Annotated in this window: 17 protein-coding genes; 12 read left to right on the top strand and 5 right to left on the bottom strand. The window is 57.3% G+C overall.

The genetic code is table 11. The annotated features are described in order from the left end of the window. Nucleotides 1–4: 4 nt before the first annotated feature. Entirely contained in the window at nucleotides 5–661 is a 657-nt protein-coding gene (locus B3Y70_RS03900; protein ID WP_014421650.1) for a type II secretion system protein N, read from the bottom strand. 206 nt (nucleotides 662–867) lie between these two features. On the opposite strand from B3Y70_RS03900, the gene gspE reads away from it, so the two are divergent. The 11 genes from gspE (at nucleotide 868) to gorA (ending at nucleotide 10727) form a co-directional block, all read left to right on the top strand. Beyond that, nucleotides 868–2376: a type II secretion system ATPase GspE gene (gspE, locus tag B3Y70_RS03895; RefSeq protein ID WP_022992398.1), complete on the top strand. Its 1509-nt coding sequence runs from the start codon at nucleotides 868–870 to the stop codon at nucleotides 2374–2376. A gap of 3 nt (nucleotides 2377–2379) precedes the next feature. After that, nucleotides 2380–3591, top strand: coding sequence for a type II secretion system inner membrane protein GspF (gene gspF / locus B3Y70_RS03890; RefSeq protein ID WP_011784842.1), 1212 nt, complete (start codon nucleotides 2380–2382; stop codon nucleotides 3589–3591). Between the two features lie 88 nt (nucleotides 3592–3679). Next, the gene (gspG, locus tag B3Y70_RS03885; protein ID WP_031210904.1) at nucleotides 3680–4126 is read left to right on the top strand and encodes a type II secretion system major pseudopilin GspG; all 447 of its coding nucleotides are present in this window, start codon (nucleotides 3680–3682) and stop codon (nucleotides 4124–4126) included. 6 nt (nucleotides 4127–4132) lie between these two features. After that, nucleotides 4133–4660, top strand: coding sequence for a type II secretion system minor pseudopilin GspH (gene gspH / locus B3Y70_RS03880; protein WP_286894287.1), 528 nt, complete (start codon nucleotides 4133–4135; stop codon nucleotides 4658–4660). Then, the gene (gene gspI / locus B3Y70_RS03875) at nucleotides 4657–5034 is read left to right on the top strand and encodes a type II secretion system minor pseudopilin GspI (protein WP_011784845.1); all 378 of its coding nucleotides are present in this window, start codon (nucleotides 4657–4659) and stop codon (nucleotides 5032–5034) included. Before gspH ends, gspI begins: the two co-directional genes overlap by 4 nt. After that, complete coding sequence (gspJ, locus tag B3Y70_RS03870) at nucleotides 5034–5798, top strand: type II secretion system minor pseudopilin GspJ (protein WP_286715394.1); 765 nt, start codon at nucleotides 5034–5036, stop codon at nucleotides 5796–5798. Before gspI ends, gspJ begins: the two co-directional genes overlap by 1 nt. Continuing rightward, nucleotides 5791–6789 carry a type II secretion system minor pseudopilin GspK gene (gene gspK, locus B3Y70_RS03865; protein WP_011784847.1) on the top strand — a complete coding sequence of 333 codons (999 nt, stop codon included), beginning with the start codon at nucleotides 5791–5793 and terminating at the stop codon, nucleotides 6787–6789. Before gspJ ends, gspK begins: the two co-directional genes overlap by 8 nt. A 2-nt stretch (nucleotides 6790–6791) precedes the next feature. Then, nucleotides 6792–8099, top strand: coding sequence for a type II secretion system protein GspL (gene gspL, locus B3Y70_RS03860; RefSeq protein WP_011784848.1), 1308 nt, complete (start codon nucleotides 6792–6794; stop codon nucleotides 8097–8099). Between the two features lie 4 nt (nucleotides 8100–8103). Further along, nucleotides 8104–8637, top strand: a complete 534-nt coding sequence (gene gspM, locus B3Y70_RS03855; protein ID WP_011784849.1) for a type II secretion system protein GspM — start codon at nucleotides 8104–8106, stop codon at nucleotides 8635–8637. 39 nt (nucleotides 8638–8676) lie between these two features. Then, nucleotides 8677–9348, top strand: coding sequence for a GNAT family N-acetyltransferase (locus B3Y70_RS03850; protein ID WP_011784850.1), 672 nt, complete (start codon nucleotides 8677–8679; stop codon nucleotides 9346–9348). 17 nt (nucleotides 9349–9365) lie between these two features. Continuing rightward, the gene (gorA, locus tag B3Y70_RS03845; RefSeq protein ID WP_011784851.1) at nucleotides 9366–10727 is read left to right on the top strand and encodes a glutathione-disulfide reductase; all 1362 of its coding nucleotides are present in this window, start codon (nucleotides 9366–9368) and stop codon (nucleotides 10725–10727) included. A gap of 50 nt (nucleotides 10728–10777) precedes the next feature. Here the strand turns inward: gorA and B3Y70_RS03840 are convergent, their stop codons facing one another. The 3 genes from B3Y70_RS03840 to B3Y70_RS03830 all read right to left on the bottom strand — a co-directional run bounded on the left by B3Y70_RS03840 (nucleotide 10778) and on the right by B3Y70_RS03830 (nucleotide 15954). Further along, complete coding sequence (locus B3Y70_RS03840; protein WP_011784852.1) at nucleotides 10778–12712, bottom strand: ATP-binding protein; 1935 nt, start codon at nucleotides 12710–12712, stop codon at nucleotides 10778–10780. Continuing rightward, complete coding sequence (locus B3Y70_RS03835) at nucleotides 12709–13623, bottom strand: ABC transporter substrate-binding protein (protein ID WP_041656790.1); 915 nt, start codon at nucleotides 13621–13623, stop codon at nucleotides 12709–12711. Before B3Y70_RS03835 ends, B3Y70_RS03840 begins: the two co-directional genes overlap by 4 nt. A gap of 117 nt (nucleotides 13624–13740) precedes the next feature. Then, the gene (locus tag B3Y70_RS03830; protein ID WP_288589221.1) at nucleotides 13741–15954 is read right to left on the bottom strand and encodes a TonB-dependent receptor plug domain-containing protein; all 2214 of its coding nucleotides are present in this window, start codon (nucleotides 15952–15954) and stop codon (nucleotides 13741–13743) included. 123 nt (nucleotides 15955–16077) lie between these two features. Here B3Y70_RS03830 and B3Y70_RS03825 point away from each other — a divergent pair, with 123 nt between their 5' ends. Further along, complete coding sequence (locus tag B3Y70_RS03825; RefSeq protein WP_014421636.1) at nucleotides 16078–16770, top strand: J domain-containing protein; 693 nt, start codon at nucleotides 16078–16080, stop codon at nucleotides 16768–16770. On the opposite strand, the gene B3Y70_RS03820 is transcribed toward B3Y70_RS03825, so the two are convergent. Beyond that, nucleotides 16726–16985 (bottom strand): bile acid:sodium symporter (locus B3Y70_RS03820; RefSeq protein ID WP_288589219.1); only part of this gene is annotated, 260 nt, incomplete at its 5' end. The genes B3Y70_RS03825 and B3Y70_RS03820 overlap by 45 nt on opposite strands.

The raw sequence follows: 16985 nt of genomic DNA, 5'->3' as shown, positions 1-16985 counted from the left end.
GGCCTCAGTTGTTGTTCTGAAGCCGCTGGCGTAACTGTTCCAGCCGTTGACGAATTTCCTCTCGCCGCTGTTGCTGGTCGGCCGACGAGGCGCTGGTCTGGGGGCGTGCTCTCTGCACCTGAACCTCTTGCTGTGGGGGAGCTTCGTAAGCAGGCTCGTCATTGCTTGCGAAATCGACCCCGGAGCGATCTTCGGTCTCCGGGAAGTAGAGGTTTTCCAGTTTGCCGGATCGTTCAATGATGACCCGATTGGCAAACACAGTCCGAAGCCTGGCATTTCCGGGCAGTTCATCACCTACCAGAAAGGCCTCGGTTTTGCCTTTGTCATCTTCGATCAGGGCGCTGCCGGGGAAGTCGCCGTCTGCTGCCAGCACACCTCGCAGGGACAGGCGAAGATTGGTTTCCGGCAGGTTCTCTGTGTTGGTGTCTTCATTTTGCGGGGTGGCAGTCGCCGAGCCGAACACTTCCAGATCCGACAACTGAACATCAGGCACGGTTCTGGCCTGATCTGCACCTGTTGAAGCTTCCCGGGTCGGTTGCGGCAGGGTACGTTGGGTTTCATTCTGCCAGAACTGATAGCCTTGCCAGCCGGTCAGCGCCAGCATGGCCGTTGCTGCTGCTATGGCCAGAAGCAGCGGAGTCCTTCGATCAATTGCAAGCATTGTCGTTCCTGAATGCATTGGGAAATCGTAAAAAGCTCACAGGTTATCAGACTGCAATGAATTAGTGGCAGTATAGTGTATAGAGTTGTTCAGTGGTTCCCATTCCTGTGGTAGCCTTTTTGCTTACGCTGACAACGTGGAGGGCCGTCGCAACGGGTGGCCCCATAAGAACAATCAGTGACCAGACGGATTTAACGAGGACGAGCTTGACCACCCAAACCGACATTCAGCCGCAGGATGCGCCGCTGGGCAGACTTCCCTTTACCTTCGCCAAGCGTAACGGAGTCATCCTTACCCGCAACGAAGAGGGCGAGCCGGTCATTCTCGTGCGCCCGGGGGCTTCCCACACCGCACTGGCCGAGGCAAACCGCGTGAGCGGTGGCCGGGCGAAGTTCTCTACCGTTGAGCCGGACCGCTTCGACCAGGCCCTGAATGCCGCCTATCAGAACGATTCGGCGGAAGCCATGCAAATGGTGGAGGGGATCGGTGACGACATGGATCTGGCCTCTCTGGCCGATTCGGTTCCGGAAACGGAGGATCTGCTGGAGCAGGAGGACGACGCTCCCATTATCCGCCTCATTAACGCCATTCTTACCGAGGCGGTCAAAACCAACGCCTCGGACGTTCACATCGAAACCTATGAGAAACAGCTGATTGTCCGGTTCCGGATTGACGGCGTGTTGCGGGAAGTGGTCCAGCCCAAGCGGGCGCTGGCACCATTATTGGTCTCGCGGATCAAGGTTATGGCAAAACTCGATATTGCAGAAAAGCGGGTACCCCAGGACGGCCGCATTGCTTTGAGGGTGGCCGGCCGGGAAGTTGATATCCGGGTGTCGACCATGCCTTCGTCCAGTGGTGAACGGGTGGTACTGCGCCTGCTCGACAAACAGGCGGGCACCATTCGGCTGGAGTCACTCGGCATGGCCGGGCAGGATCTGAAAACCCTGCGCAAGCTGATCTATCGTCCGTACGGTATTCTGCTGGTGACCGGTCCCACAGGTTCCGGTAAATCCACCACGCTTTACGCCTCGCTGCAGGAAATCAATGATCGCAGCCGCAACATACTGACGGTCGAGGATCCGATCGAGTACAACCTGCCGGGCATTGGTCAGACCCAGGTGAACCCGAAAGTGGATATGACCTTTGCTCGGGGCCTGCGAGCCATTCTGCGCCAGGATCCGGATGTGGTGATGATCGGGGAAATCCGGGATCTGGAAACTGCGGAGATTGCCGTTCAGGCGAGTCTGACCGGGCACCTGGTGCTGTCCACCCTGCACACCAATACCGCCGTGGGTGCCATTACCCGTTTGATGGACATGGGCATCGAGCCTTTCCTGATCTCCTCCAGTCTTGTCGGTATCGTTGCGCAACGGCTGGTGCGGGTGCTCTGTACCCACTGTCGCGAGCCCTATATGCCTACCGAAGAGCATTGTGAGTTCCTGCAGCAGGACCCGGCCAATCCGCCCACCATCTTCCGCGCCAAAGGCTGTGAGCATTGTAACCAGTTGGGCTATCGAGGCCGGATTGGTATCTACGAGGTGGTCGAGATCACGGAAGAAATCAGCACCCTTATTCATAAACGCGCAGGGGAGCTGGATCTGGAACGGGAGGCCCGCCTGCACAGCCCGAGTATTCATGCCGATGGCGTTCAGAAGATTCTGGATGGCGTAACCACGGTGGAAGAAGTACTGCGTGTGACCCACCGGAGCCAGTAATCCATGCCGGCCTACGAATACAAAGCTCTGGATGCCAGAGGCAAGCAGAAACAGGGCGTGCTGGAAGCCGACGCGCCCAGAGCGGTGCGCCAGCAACTCCGGGAAAAGGGGCTGACCCCGCTGGCAGTGGAAGCGGCCGTAGAAAAACAGGCCCGTAGCAACCCACTGAGCAGCCGCGGTTCTCTGAGCGCAGCCGATCTCGCCCTGGTCACCCGGCAGCTGGCCACGCTCATCCAGTCCGGGATTCCGGTCGAGCAGGCACTGAGTGCGGCCGCCCAGCAATCCACCAAGCCGCGGATTCGCAGCATGCTGATTGCTATCCGCGCCAAGGTGATGGAAGGCTACACACTGGCGGACAGCTTCGGTGAATTCCCCAAGGCCTTTCCCCGGCTCTACCGCTCCACGGTCGCGGCCGGTGAACATGCCGGGCATCTGGACCTGGTGCTGAACCGGCTGGCGGACTACACGGAAAGTCGCCAGGAAGCCCGCCAGAAGATTCAGTTGGCTGCGATTTACCCGATTATCCTGAGTGTCGTAGCTATTGCCATTGTGGTGTTCCTGCTCACCTATGTGGTGCCCGACATTATCGAGGTCTTTCTCAAGCAGGGACAGGAGCTGCCCGGGCTGACGGTGGCTATGCTCTCGGTGTCGGAATTTCTCGGCAGTTTCGGAGTCTACCTTCTAGTCTTGCTGGTGGTGGCGATCATCGGCTTCCGTTTCGCGTTGACGAAACCGGCGGTGCGCCTGAAGTTTCACAAGCGGCTACTTCACCTGCCGCTGTTTGCAGGCATGGTACGAGGCGTGAATACGGCCCGCTACGCCAGTACCCTGAGCATTCTGACCACCAGTGGTGTACCACTGGTTGAAGCGATGCGCATTGCCGGGGAGGTGCTTTCCAACGATTATCTCCGGCAGGAACTGCGGGAGGCTGCCCGGAAGGTCAGTGAAGGGGGATCGTTGCACCGTTCACTGGACCAGACCGGTTACTTCCCGCCAATGATGCTGCATATGATTGCCAGTGGCGAGGCCAGTGGCGAGCTGGACAGTATGCTTGAACGCACGGCCCGCATGCAGGAAAACACCCTGCAATCCAAGATCGCCGCTATTGTGGGATTGTTTGAACCCATGATGCTGCTGTTCATGGGGGCGGTGGTGCTGATTATTGTTCTGGCGATCATGCTGCCGATTCTGAACATGAGCAACCTGGTGGGATGATGGCCCGCCGTCGGGCCAGCAAGGAAGCCAGAAAACTTTTCTGAAAGCGACGAGAAACAACGGACCCAAGATGAGTGAAACTATGAGCATGAACCAACCGAAAGCGCTGGCCCGGACCAAGGGCTTCACCCTGATCGAAATCATGGTAGTGATGGTCATTCTCGGCCTGTTGGTGGCAATTGTGGCGCCCAACATCATGGGGCGCAGTGATCAGGCCAAAGTAACGGTGGCCGAAACCCAGATCAGTAACATCGCCAACGCACTGGACCTGTATCGCCTGGACAACAGCCATTATCCCTCTACCCAGCAGGGCCTTGAAGCACTGGTCAACAAGCCCAGCGGCAGCCCTGAGCCGAAGAACTGGAACCCGGATGGCTACCTGAAAAATGTTCCCGAAGACCCCTGGGGTAACAACTACCAGTATGTCAGCCCTGGTGTAGACGGGCCGTACGATCTGTATTCCTATGGTTCTGACGGCCAGGAAGGCGGGGATGGCGATGCCGCTGATATCAGCGTCTGGGACAGCGGGAACTGATTGATTGTGGGCCGCAGGGCTGACCAAAACGGCTTTACGCTGATCGAGATTCTGGTAGTCCTGATCATCGTCGGACTGCTGGCGGCACTGGCGGTGTTCAATATGGCCGGCAGCTCCCAGCAGCGCGAGCTGGAAAGCCAGGTTCGGGAGCTCTACCTCCTGATGCAAACGGCACAGGAACAGGCGGTTCTCAATAACCTGGAAATGGGCTTGCTGCTGGAAGAAGACGGTTATCGGTTCGTGGCGTTTCAGGATAAGACAGGCGAGTGGAAATCCTCAGGTGAGCGCATATTCCACAAGCGAACCCTCCCGGAATGGTTGACCGTTACCCAGTATATCGAAAGTGACGCTCCGCGACTGGCCTCGGCCGAGGATCGGCTCAGGCCAGACGTGGTGTTCTTCTCCAGTGGTGAAACCACACCGTTTGAAATCGAATTCACCCTGGGCCGGGACACTGACCTGATGCACGTGGTTGCTTCAGTTGGCGTCTCGCCGTTGGAATGGCGCAAACCTGGTTCCGGGGATGAGTCATGAGTCGGCCTCAGCGTGGTTTCACCCTGATTGAAGTCCTCGTCGCATTGCTCGTGTTCGGTCTGATTGCAACGGCCGCCGCCGAAGTGGGCGGGAATTACATCACCAGTTTCGAGCGCATACGTGACAAGACGCTGGCAGGCTGGGTGGCGGAAAACCGGATTAACGAACTACGGCTTCAGGATGAGCTGCCAGGGATTTCGGAGAATTCGGAAGATACCGACTTCGGAAATTTCCGCTGGCGGGTCACCACCGTTGTTGAGGCTACGGCAGAGCCCACGATGCGGCGGATTGAGGTAACCGTAGCCAAATACTCCGGGGCGCAATCAGAACCGTTTGCCGTCCATACCCTGGCTGCCTTCCTGGGAGAAACCTGATGAGCATGCCCGCGCGCCAGGTCAGGTTAGCCGGGGAGTCCGGTTTTACGCTGATGGAGGTGCTGATTGCCGTCACTATCACAGCCGTGATCGGGCTGGGTGTTTGGCAGGTGGTGAGCAGTGTAATGAACTCCCGGGACCGGGTGGATGAGGTTGCCCAGGCGTTCGACGGTTTGCAGAAAACCATGTTGCTGCTGGAACGTGACATCACCCAGATCATCAACCGGCCCGCCCGGGATGTTTATGGTGATTATTCACCGTCCTTAACCTCAAGGGATGATGCGTTTGCGTTGATGCTGACCCGCCAGGGTTGGCGCAATCCGCTTGGTCTCCGGCGTAGCGGTCTGCAGCGCGTCGGCTGGGAATATACCGGAACTGAACTGCGCCGTCGGTATTGGCCTGTGGTGGATCAGGGGCAGGAAGACGAAAGCCTGGACATTCTGATGCTGGACGGGGTTCTGGAGTTTGAAATCCGGTTTCTGGATGAGAACGGTAACTGGCAGGAGCAATGGCCGGAAGATGATGCTCTGGCGCAGATGACGCCGGGAACCCGACCCGACATCTCATTGCCTCGCGGGATTGAGATTACACTGGAACATGAACGCTTTGGTGAGTTGGTCCGCACGTTCAGTTTGCCGGATTTTGAACCGTCGCAGGCTCAGGCGGTGATCAATCAGCAACAGGAGACCCAGGCCGAGTCGGAAGATGACGCGACTGAAGACGGATCTGGCCAGGCCGCGGGCGGGGTGACCGGCAATGATTAAGTTTGCCGGGAGCAGGCAGCAGGGCGTCGCCCTGATCATGGTGCTGTTGGCGATGGCTCTGGTGGTATTGATGGCATCGGGCATGACCCGCCAGCAAAGCCTGCGGGTGTTCAAGGCTGGCCATTACCTGGCCCAGCAACAAGGCCAGAGTATTGCTCTGGGTGCCGAGGAATTTGCCAAGCGTATTCTGGTTCGGGACTACGAAGAGGATAAGGAAAACAGTGTGATGGTCGACAGCCCGGATGAGTTCTGGGCCATGCACGCTGCCATTCTGCCTCTGGACGACAGTGGTGTTGCCGAGGTCCAGATCGATGATCTTGGAGGAAGAATCAACCTGAATAATCTGGTTACCGCGAGCGGAGAAGTGGACCCCATCACCAAAGACCGGCTCACCCGGTTATTTCGTGCTCTGGGTATCACCGGCCTCACCGTAGACCCGCTCATTGACTGGATGGACGCCGACGACCAGGCCATCAGTGCTTATGGCGCCGAAGACGGCCAGTATCTGATGGCAGACCCTCCGTATCGCACTGGCAACCAGCCCTTTGTTTCCATTACCGAGTTGCGTCTGATTGAGGGCATGACCGAGGAAATCTATGCTGCGCTGCGGCCTCATCTGGTGGCGCTGCCAGTCTCCGGCGTCGGCATTAACGTGAATACCGCGACGGCCCAGGTTCTGATGAGTCTGCACGAGGATATGAATGAGGCTCAGGCGGAATCGATTATTGCCAAGCGCGAAGAAGAACGATTCGAAAACCTTCAGGATTTCCTGGCACTGCCGGAGTTCTCGGGGATGGGGCTGAAAGCCAACGGGTTAACGCTTCAGACCCGTTTTTTTGAAGTTGTCTCACGGATTACCTACGATAATCGTGTCGTCAATATGGTCAGCACCGTGTATAGAAACCCGGAGGGCGAAGTCCGGACGGTTCACAGGGATACCGGGCAGAAGAATCGCATTACCAAGGAACCTTACACTTTCTCAGAAGGATAACCATGTCTTACCGCCTTTTTGTCCGGCCGGTGCCTCCGTATGCGGACCCGGACCAGAGCCCCGATGCCCAGCTGTTCAGCTGGGTGCTCCAGGATGCCAGTGGCGATGCTCAGGCCAGAGGCACGGCTGATACACGGGAGCATATCGAGCAAACGCTGGCACAGAATGCGCTGGAGAAAGTGCTGCTGATCGGACTGATTCCCGGTGATGAGGCAGTTTTCTGTCTGGCGGATATACCGGCGAAACAGACCCGTTTTATTCAGCAGGCCTTGCCGTATGCCGTTGAGGAGCAGATAGCCCAGGACATTGACTCGGTTCATCTCGCGCTGGGGCCGCACACGCCTGAGGGCTACCGGGTTGCTGCCATCGATCGCGAGCAGATGGCTCGCTGGCGCCAACTGTTTTCTGGCTGGTACCACGCCCGTCTGGAGGCCGTCTATCCAGACGCTTCACTGTTGCCAGCGGCGGAATCCGGATGGGTCATCTGCCTGGATGCAGAGTCGGCACTTCTGCAGAGCCAGCGGGGAGAGTGGCTGCGCATGCAGGCAGATAATCTTCCGCTGCTTGCAGTGACACTTGCTGCGCCTTCGTCTGACGAAGTGGTGGCCGAAATTCCGGTGCAGCTATATGGCACCGAGGCAGATCTGGACGCGAGCCAGGCCCTGGTGAGCGAGCTTTCGGGAACCACCGGGCTTCTTCGTATCGAAAAGAAGCCGTTGGAGTTTTCAGTAACCGAGTTCCTGGCGTGGTCGTACCACCATCACCTGAGCCAGCCCATTAATCTGTGCCAGGGGGCGTTCGCGTTCAAGGCGGAGGGCAGCAGCCCCCTGAAACCCTGGAAGCCGCTTATCGCCGTAGCATCACTCTGGTTCGTGATCCAGATGGGGCTGGAGATCGGTATGGGAATCTACCAGCAGCAGCAAGCGGAGCAGCTTGAAAGCCAGGCCATGGCAGTTTACCGGAATGCCTTTCCCTCGGACCGCCGAACCCATGCCGGAAACGTACGACGTGTGATCGAAGGCCAGTTACGGGTTGCTGGCTCCCAGGGCTCTGACGTCGATTTTATCACCCTGATGAAATACACCGGCGATCAGTACGGCCGGCTGCAGAATCCCGGAGCTGTTACCTTTAACTCGATCAACTACAGCCGGAGCCGGGGCGAACTCGTGGTGGATATCCGGGCCGACAGTTATGATCGGTTAAGCCGTCTGCGTAACGGACTGGCCAGCGAAGGGCTGCAGGCCCAGATCGGTTCCGTGGTCAACGAATCCAGCGGCGCCCGAGGCCGCCTCACGGTCTCAGGAGGATAAGCCCATGTGGTCACGCATCAAGGATCAACCAGCCGTGGGCAAACTGATTGCTCGCTATGATCAGTTACCCACCCGCGACCGTCAGGCATTGACTGCTCTGGGTATAGCCCTGTTGCTGGCATTGATTTATCTGCTGATCTGGCAGCCGGTGACTCAGTTTCATGACCGGGCTGCCTCGAGTCGTGAGAATGCCGCAGAACTCCTGGCCTGGATGCGGGCTAACGAGACGACCATTCAGCGCCTGGGCTCGGCTGGTGGCGCAGCGACAACTGCGGCAGGGGCTGACAAGCCGGAAGACGGGCGGGCATTGATGGCCCTGGTGACTCGTTCAGCCGGAGAGGCGGGGCTTTCTTTGCAACGCTTCGAGCCCAGCGGTGAGGGTGCCATCCGGGTCTGGCTTGAAAACGCCGCCTATGCGGATGTGGCAGCCTGGCTTGAGCGTTTGCACAGTAATCATGGCGTGGTGATTGACCAGGCCGCACTTGATCGGGGCAATGGGCCCGGGCAGGTATCCGTGAGGCTTACGCTGGCGATCTGACCGGCAAGCGTGACCCCACACTAGCGAGGGAGCAACACGATGGCAGACAACAACAATAATGCTGAAGCTGTTCTGGTTCGCCTGGACGAGACGGCACGAAACGAGGCCCAGTCGGTGCTTTTTCATGCCTATCGGGAGGAGCCGACATTCCAGTACCTGTTCGATCACCGGAAACCCGGTTACAGCCAGAGGGTGAGGGCGACCATCCGGGAACTGATCGACCTTTATCTGGAGCTGAATCAGGATGCCATCGGTGTGATGGTGGACGAAACACTGGTCGCGGTTGCGTTTGTAGGTGAGCCGGAACTCAGGCTGAATCTGGCAGACCAGCTTGGCTGGCGGGTGCGTATGGTTCTGACGGCGGGCTTTTCATCTACGCGCCGGTATCTGGAGTATCATCGCAGGATTCGCGACCTTTTGCCGCAGAGGCAGGCGCATCAGTTGCCGTTGATGGGAGTCAACCCAAAATACCAGCACAAGGGGTATGGTCGGATGTTGCTGCAGGCAGTGGAGCGCCTGTGTGAGGAAACCCCCCGGGGCAGTGGATTGGTGCTCGATACCGGGAACAGCCGTTACCTGCCGTTTTATGAATCCGAGGGGTTCCGAAGCCTGGGCAAGATCCGGCTTGGTGATTTTGAAGACCACGTGTTGTTCCGGGAAGTGCTCGCAGACGAAGATCAGTCGAGTGAGCCCCGGCAGCAGCAATCTTGAAGTAAACAGGAGAAACAGTGTCTGAGAGCCATGATTTTGATCTGATCGTTATCGGGGCCGGTTCCGGCGGTGTCCGGCTCGCCCGCATGTCGGCCCAGCGCGGTGCGCGGGTGGCGGTGGTTGAATCCCGTTATCTGGGAGGAACCTGCGTTAACGTGGGTTGTGTTCCGAAAAAACTCTTTGTCTATGGAGCGCACGTCAGGGAAGAGCTCGAAGATGCAAATGGATATGGCTGGTCTGTGCCAACAGACGATGTCTCGTTTGACTGGCCAACGCTGGTCGCCAACAAGAATGCCGAGATAGAGCGCTTGAATGGCATTTATGGCCGATTGCTCGAGAATGCCGGCGTCACCATCATTGAGGGTACGGCCAGTCTCCGCGACCCTCACACGGTGATCGTTGGTGATAGAGCTTTTTCGGCAGCGCACATCACAGTTGCCACGGGCAGCTGGCCAGTGGTTCCGGATGTTCCCGGCAAGGAATTTCTGCTCACCTCCAATGAGATGTTTTACCTGCCACAGTTACCTCGCCACGCCGTGGTCTGGGGCGGTGGTTACATTGCCGTCGAGTTCGCCGGCATTCTCGCGGGTCTTGGTGTGGAGACCACGCTGCTGTACCGGGGCGAGCTGTTCCTGCGAGGGTTTGACGAGGATATCCGCAAGTTCACGGAACAGGAGATGCGCAAGAAAGGCGTGGATCTCCGGTTCAATGTCACGATTGAATCTGTCGAGCAGTTGAATGCTCACTACCAGGTGAATCTGAGCGATGGCAGCAGCATGGAGACCGGGCTGGTTATGGCTGCGACAGGTCGCCGCGCGCTCGTAGACGGACTCGGGCTGACCGATCTGGGAGTGGAACTCAATGCTTCGGGTCATGTTGAGGTGAACGATCATTTCCAGACGGCGGTACCGTCCATCTCCGCCCTTGGTGATGTCATCGGAACGCCGCAGCTAACGCCGGTTGCGCTGGCGCAGGCCATGGTGCTGTCCCGGCGGCTGTTTGGTGATGGCCAGGGTGATATGGACTACAGCGCAATACCGACCGCTGTCTTCTGTCAGCCTAATATCGGAACGGTCGGGTTGACCGAGAAAGAAGCGCGGGACGCGGGGCATTCGCTGCGGATTTACCGTTCCGAGTTTCGCCCCATGAAGTACACCCTGAGCGGCCGTGATGAGCGCTGTCTGATGAAGCTGATTGTGGATGATAGTTCAGACAAGGTACTGGGCGCCCATATGGTTGGGCCGGATGCCGGTGAAATCATCCAGGGACTGGCGGTGGCTATTAAAGCCGGTGCCACCAAGGCCCAGTTTGACGCTACGATGGGCATTCACCCGACATCCGCTGAAGAGTTTGTCACCATGCGAGAGCCGGTGGCCTGACAGGGTGGATAGCGCCGGAGTGCAAAGCCTGCCAGCTCCGGCGCTCGTTATTACACGCGAATCCAGCGAGAGAGTACCTCCCGCAACGTATCCCTTCGCACGGGCTTGGTCAGATAGTCGTTCATACCTGCTTCTTTGCAGGCTTTCTCAGTATCCTCAGACACATCGGCGGTCAGTGCGATAATGGGTACGCCGCTCTGACCATTTCCCTGTTCCCAGTCGCGGATCATACGGGTGGCATCATAGCCATCCATTACTGGCATCTGGCAGTCCATCAGAATGACATCATAACCTTCGTGGTCATTTTTGATTCGTCTAACAGCATCGGTACCATTGGTCACGCATTCGGTCTGGAATCCGAACTTCCGCAACAGCGCTTCCGTTACTTTCTGGTTCACCAGGTTATCCTCGACCACCAGGGCCCGGGCGGTACCGGTCACCTGTTCCCGTGGCTCATCGGTTGGAGGATTCTGATAGGCTAGCTCGAAAGGCAGCTCGAACCGGAATGAGGATCCCTGGCCGATGTCGGACTCCACCTGCACATGCCCACCCATCAATTCGACCAGGCGCTGAACCAGCGACAGCCCAAGCCCTGTGCCACCGTGAGCCCGGTTATCGCCGGCGTCCAGCTGCTCAAAGCTGTTGAAGACACTTTGCAGTCGTTCCGCAGGAATACCAGAGCCTGAATCCTTAACCGAGCATTGGACGAGTACGCAGTGGTTTTCAAGCTCAAGCCAGTTCACCCGGATGCCGACGAATCCTTCGCTGGTGAACTTCAGTGAGTTGTCGATCAGCCCGGCAAGAATCTGCCTCACCCGCGGCGCATCTCCAAGCACGGCAGGATGCCGTGGCCATTCACCGAGGAACTGGAGATCCAGGCTCAGCCCCTGCTTTTCTGCGGCGTGACGGTAGGAGGCGACGCAATTGGTGAACAGGCTCTGAAGATCGAAGGCCTGTTGGTCCAATACCAGATTGCCATTGTCCATTCTGGCGTAGTCCAGGATATCGGAGATCACGGTCAGCAGGTCTTCCGTGGATTGCCGGGCCGTGGTCAGGTAGTCGCTCTGGCGCTTGGTCAACGGCTCTTCATGAATCAGGTCAACCATGCCGAGCACGCCGTTCAGGGGAGTCCGAAGTTCGTGGCTCATGGTGGCAAGAAACTCTGACTTGGCCTGGCTGGCGTGTTCCGCTTTCTCCCGGGCACTTTCAGAAATCGCCAGTGTCTGGTCCCGGGCAGACCGAAGTTGTTCCAGATGAACTGCGAGTTCGTTCAACTGTTGCTGTATCTCCGCAATTTCCCGGGCACTGCCCTTGCTGGAGACCGGTTGCGTGGTGTAGTCACCAACAATCAGCTTGCCAACGCGGCTGGACAGTTGTCGCATGGGCTGAAGGATATTGTTCAGGAAATGGTTTGCCAGCAGCAGGCTGAACACCAGCAAGGCAAAGCCCACGGTCAGGGAGCTCCAGAGAATATCCTGCCTTCGGGTTTCCAGAACGTCGGGGTTCACCCCGACTTGCACCAGTCCCACCCGAAGCGATCCGGAATTGAAGTTCCAGCCGCCGGTAAACCAGTCACCCGCTCCACCAGAACCGATCTCCAGTGGTTCCTGCAGAATCTCGGCGTCATAGATGTCGAAGATTCCGTCTGCTGTATGTTCCGATTCGATACCTCGGCTGACAAAACCGAGCTCTTCGCCAACGACGTCGGTCACGCGAATCCAGTCTGCTTTGCTGCGTTTCAGGGACTGCCCGAGGACCTGCTCCAGAGCCGTTGAGTTACCGGAGACCACGGCATACTCAAGTGCTGGGGCGAGGCTGTCTGCGAGCATCTGACTGCTTTGGGCCAGATCCAGACGGGCATCTTCGAGACGGGCTGAGGTAAAGAAAACCATCAACGCCACAAAAATCACGACCGCGGGCAGGGCGCCAAGCAGGAGAAGGCGCCGCGAGAGCGACATGCCGGGAGTGTTGGCTGTGTTGCTCATTGGCCGGCCTCCTGGTTGTTCTCGCTAATCATGTTTTGTACCGCCTGGGCAATCCACTCCCGTTCTGGCATCGGGATGTTCAGGGATCGCGCAACCTGCTGGTTTACCTCAACCCGGTATTCGTCCGGGTAGGTTGGCGCCGGGAAGGTACCGGAGTCGAAATAGGCTATCAGGTGACCGGCTGCAAGCTCAGCCATCTCAATGAACGGCGCGTAGCTGGAGGCGAGGGCGCCGGCCTTGACGTAGGCCTGGCTCGGGCCGATCAGGATCTTGTTCCTGCGATAGGCGGTTAGCAGAATGTGTTTGATATTGCGTGGGTTGTAAATGGCATCATCCTGTCCGGCAAGCAGAAAATCACCGAAGCTGAGGGCACGAATCAGGCTTGGGATAAGTTGATCCTCGGTATCGGCAATAAAGACCTTGGCCTCCAGGCCGTAGGGTGCCAGTTGATCGATGAGGGGTTCGTAAAGTTCTACGCTTTCGGTCGTGGCAAGCAAGGCGACGCGGGTTGCCTGGGGCAGGATGACCTTGCCGGTCAAGGCTTGCCGTAATAAGGGCGCATCGTAATAGACGGCAGAAACCTGGCCGGAAAATCGTGTGGTATACCCCTCGATGAAATCCTTATCAACCAGTAATGCCAAAACCGGAAGATCTCTGTTGGCCTGGCGCACCCGTGAGAATGCGGCAGGCCCTATTGCGATCACTGGTTCATTCTCGAGAACGGCGAGCTGGCTTTCAGTCAGTGGCTCCAGTGTGACCTGGTCGCCAAGCTGTTCTGTCAGCAGGCGAGCAACGTGGTCATCCAGAGCCGCGTTTCCAGATCCAGCAATATAGGCTGATCCGGTCCCCGATTCCTGGCCTAGCGCGAGACCAGAATTCACGAACAGCAAAGCCATCAGCCAGACCAACATAGAGGTGAATCTGGCAAGTTTGAGTGTACGGCCCGTTGTAACGTTACCGTTAGGGTTGAGCATCGTCTGACAGCTGGCCCATTCCATTGACTGTTTAGTTTCCTGCCCTGCACACCGTCAAAAGCGAATACCGGCTTCAACAAAAAACTGGTTATGATCTTCGATGTTGTTGTCTGAGCTTAGCTCAGGTTCCCGGTTCAGGTAATGTTGCATGGATAGCGCGATTTCAGCCGTATAACGGGGCTGGAATATCTGTTTCACCAACCGGGTATCAAAGCGTTCAAACCGGGTGTTGAATTCGTCGGCCCAGTAAAATGCACCAGACCACTTAAAGCCTGCGGGAAGATCCTGAATAATCGCCAGGCTACCCGAGTGCCGGACAGACATCCGCTCCAGCAGTTCGGTCATGTAGCGCTGCTCGTTTTCGTTTACCGTGCCGTCAGATTCCAGAATCGGCGCGCCGGTATACCAGGTCTCCTGATCAAGATAACCGTAGCTTGCTCGAAGCAGGGTGCCGGGAAAATCGAGGCTGGCTTCAACCTCAAAGCCCTTCTGGTCAACGGCCACGTTGTTTTCCAGCGTCCACTCCTTGAGCTGGATAACGCCACTGATCATGTCTCTGAGCTCATCGCGAAAGCCTCTGACTTCAAGCGAGAACAACGCTTGATCCAGAGGAAACTGCCCGAAGTAGCTGATTTCGTGAGAGGTTATGGTCTCCTCCTCAAGATCGTTACCCAGTGTGAGGATACCTGTTTCCTGGGCGGCGTCCTCAATCGTGACGCGGCGACCATCAAGGTCAGAATAGATTGCCGGTCTGACATTACGCAGGGTGTATCCCCAGTCAGGGCTTTGTTCAAAGCCATCAGGAGTTCTGACAGCCTGGGAGAACACAAACCTCAGGGCGTGGTTATTGTTCACCACGAAGTTTGCGGCTGCGCGGGGAGAGAAATAGCTGTCGCCTGTGGTGCTGGTTCGCTCCCAGTTGCCGCCGGCATTAAAGGTGACCCATTGCCAGGGACTGTATTCCAGGTTGCCGAACAAGCGGGACTGATAGTTGTTTCCGCGCCCGTTGAAGTAGGTTTCTGAACGGAAGATATCTTTACGGAAACCCGCGCCGGAAACCAGTTTCAGGCTGTCGCTGACAATCAGCGTATCCTGAGCTTCCAGTTCAATCCGGGTATCTTCGGAATCTGCATCCACTACTGCAAAAGCGTCGGGACCGCCCTGGGATATGAAACAGCGCCGTTCCCGCCCGCCGGCCGTGTACGTGTACTCGTACAATGGAGTGTTGTTTCGGAGGCATTCCACCGTGCTGTCCGGGAAACTGATGGCATATTCCTGGCGCCGGTCAAAGTTCTCAACGCTGGCCTGCAAGTGGATGAAATGCTCGCTTGAGAAACTATGGTTGAGCTTGCTTTGCAGATAGTAGTCCCGCACGTCGATGTCCGGATGGTCCAGCGGATTGAGTTCGCCGCTTTTGTCCTTGTCCTGGTATTTGGTGCCATCGACCACGCCGCCCTGAAGTTCCAGGTTAGTCCCCGGCGTAAATGTCAGTCGAGAATCGTAGATAAAAGAGTTGATATCGTGGCCATCATTGAACGGGAAGCGTTCATCGTCATCGACCTGATAATCAAATCCGTCGAACTTGCGTCTCTCGAAACTCAGGCGCCAGTCGTAACTCGAATCCGCATTGCCGGTGGAGGCAAACGTGCGCAGGTAGCCTCTGGAGCCACTGGTGACCGTCGTTTCCAGGTTGGCGCTGTCCGCAGGATCCCGAGTAATGATGTTGATGGTGCCCAGAAATGCGTTGATACCATAGGCGGCCGAATTCGGTCCTCTGGCTACCTCAATGCGCTCGATCAGCTCGAGGGGCACAGGCATGGTTTCCCAGTCCATGTCGGACAGAGTGGCCCGGTGAGCCGTCCGGCCGTCTACCAGAACCTGCATTCTCCGCTGTTCGTAGTGGACTGTGCCGTGGTAGGTAACTACGGGTTGATGGCTGCCAACAAAGTTCACCACCATGCCTGGCACCAGGCGGAAGACTTCATACAGGCTTCTGATACCCAGATCCCGAATCAGGTCTCCGGCAATCACCGTCGTACTGCCGGGTACTCGGGTTTTGGGCTGCCGCAGTCTGGTGGTGGTCAGCACTTCCGGTATCGTGGCGTTCAAGCCGGGAATGCTGTCCTCGAAACCGGAATCGAGAGTTTGTGCGGTGCCGGGTAATGCCGTCCCGCTCAGCGCTGCAGAGAGGGAAACCGACAGCCATATGCGTCCTTGCAAGCGATGAAGAGAGCGTTGCTTTGCAAACCGGTAATTCGTAATGGCCATGTGTGTCGTTCTATAATTTGCCGAGATGAAAATATTGTTATGGTTCTCAACTAATCCTAAGTGAGAGAGCCCCGTTTGTCTCCATAAAGAATACAGATTTTCCATTATCGGAGTTGCTGTTGTATGAACTGTTGGGATCTTCTCGGAATCGAGCCGACTGGCGACCAGGATCGGATACGCCAGGCCTACGAGCGTCAGTTGAAGTTTGCGTCAGGCGATGAGGCCCAGGCCCTGGAGCGGGCCTACCGTGAAGCGACCGGTGGCGCGGAGCCCCAATCGACGGCCAATGCGCCGGACGGAGTCCCGTCATCAAGCCCGACAGACAATGATTCCGGACAGCTCCGCTATGAAGACGCTGATTCCCGGGCGCTGACGTCCGAAGAGGCCCAGGTTACCCGGGAAGTCATTATCCAGATCAGGGCGTTGATGAACGATAATTACCGCCAGCAGGACGTTGCTATCTGGAAGGCCATCCTGTGTGAACCCCCGGCAGATCGTGTTGATGTTCGCCGGGAGATTGGTCGCCAGTTGGAGCCCCAGGTTCGCCCTCTGGCAGAAAACGGCGCGCTTCCGGCTCCGGTCGCGCGCTTTCTGGGGGACTGGTTCGAGTGGTTCAGCCTGAAAGATGTTGTTGAAGAACCGGATCCACGGACTTACCCGGAGTCGGATATGCTATCTGGCCGAGGCATGGGGGAAGGGGAAAGCGATTCCGCCGACCAGCCTCCACAGATGGTCAATTTCTGGCCGGCGGTTATTGGCTGGATTGTGGGTTTAGCGATTCTGGCAACCATTTTCGGAGGCATGGGCGGGGGCTGATTTTGCCTTTTGAATTTTCTCACGATACTTCTGCGCAAGAATGGCCCCGACAATCACCTGGATCTGGTTGTAGCACATAATCGGCAACACGATCATGCCAAACCCCGGATGGCCAGAGAACAGCACTTTGGCCATCGGCAAGCCAGATGCCAGGCTCTTCTTCGAACCACAGAAAACCACCGCGGCTTCATCCTCCAGACTGAACCCCAGCTTTC

Source organism: Marinobacter sp. UBA5687, assembly GCF_002420325.1.
Lineage (GTDB): Bacteria > Pseudomonadota > Gammaproteobacteria > Pseudomonadales > Oleiphilaceae > Marinobacter > Marinobacter nauticus.
The sequence above is the reverse complement of the archived record's forward strand: the minus strand, read 5'-3'. Positions and strand labels throughout refer to the sequence as shown.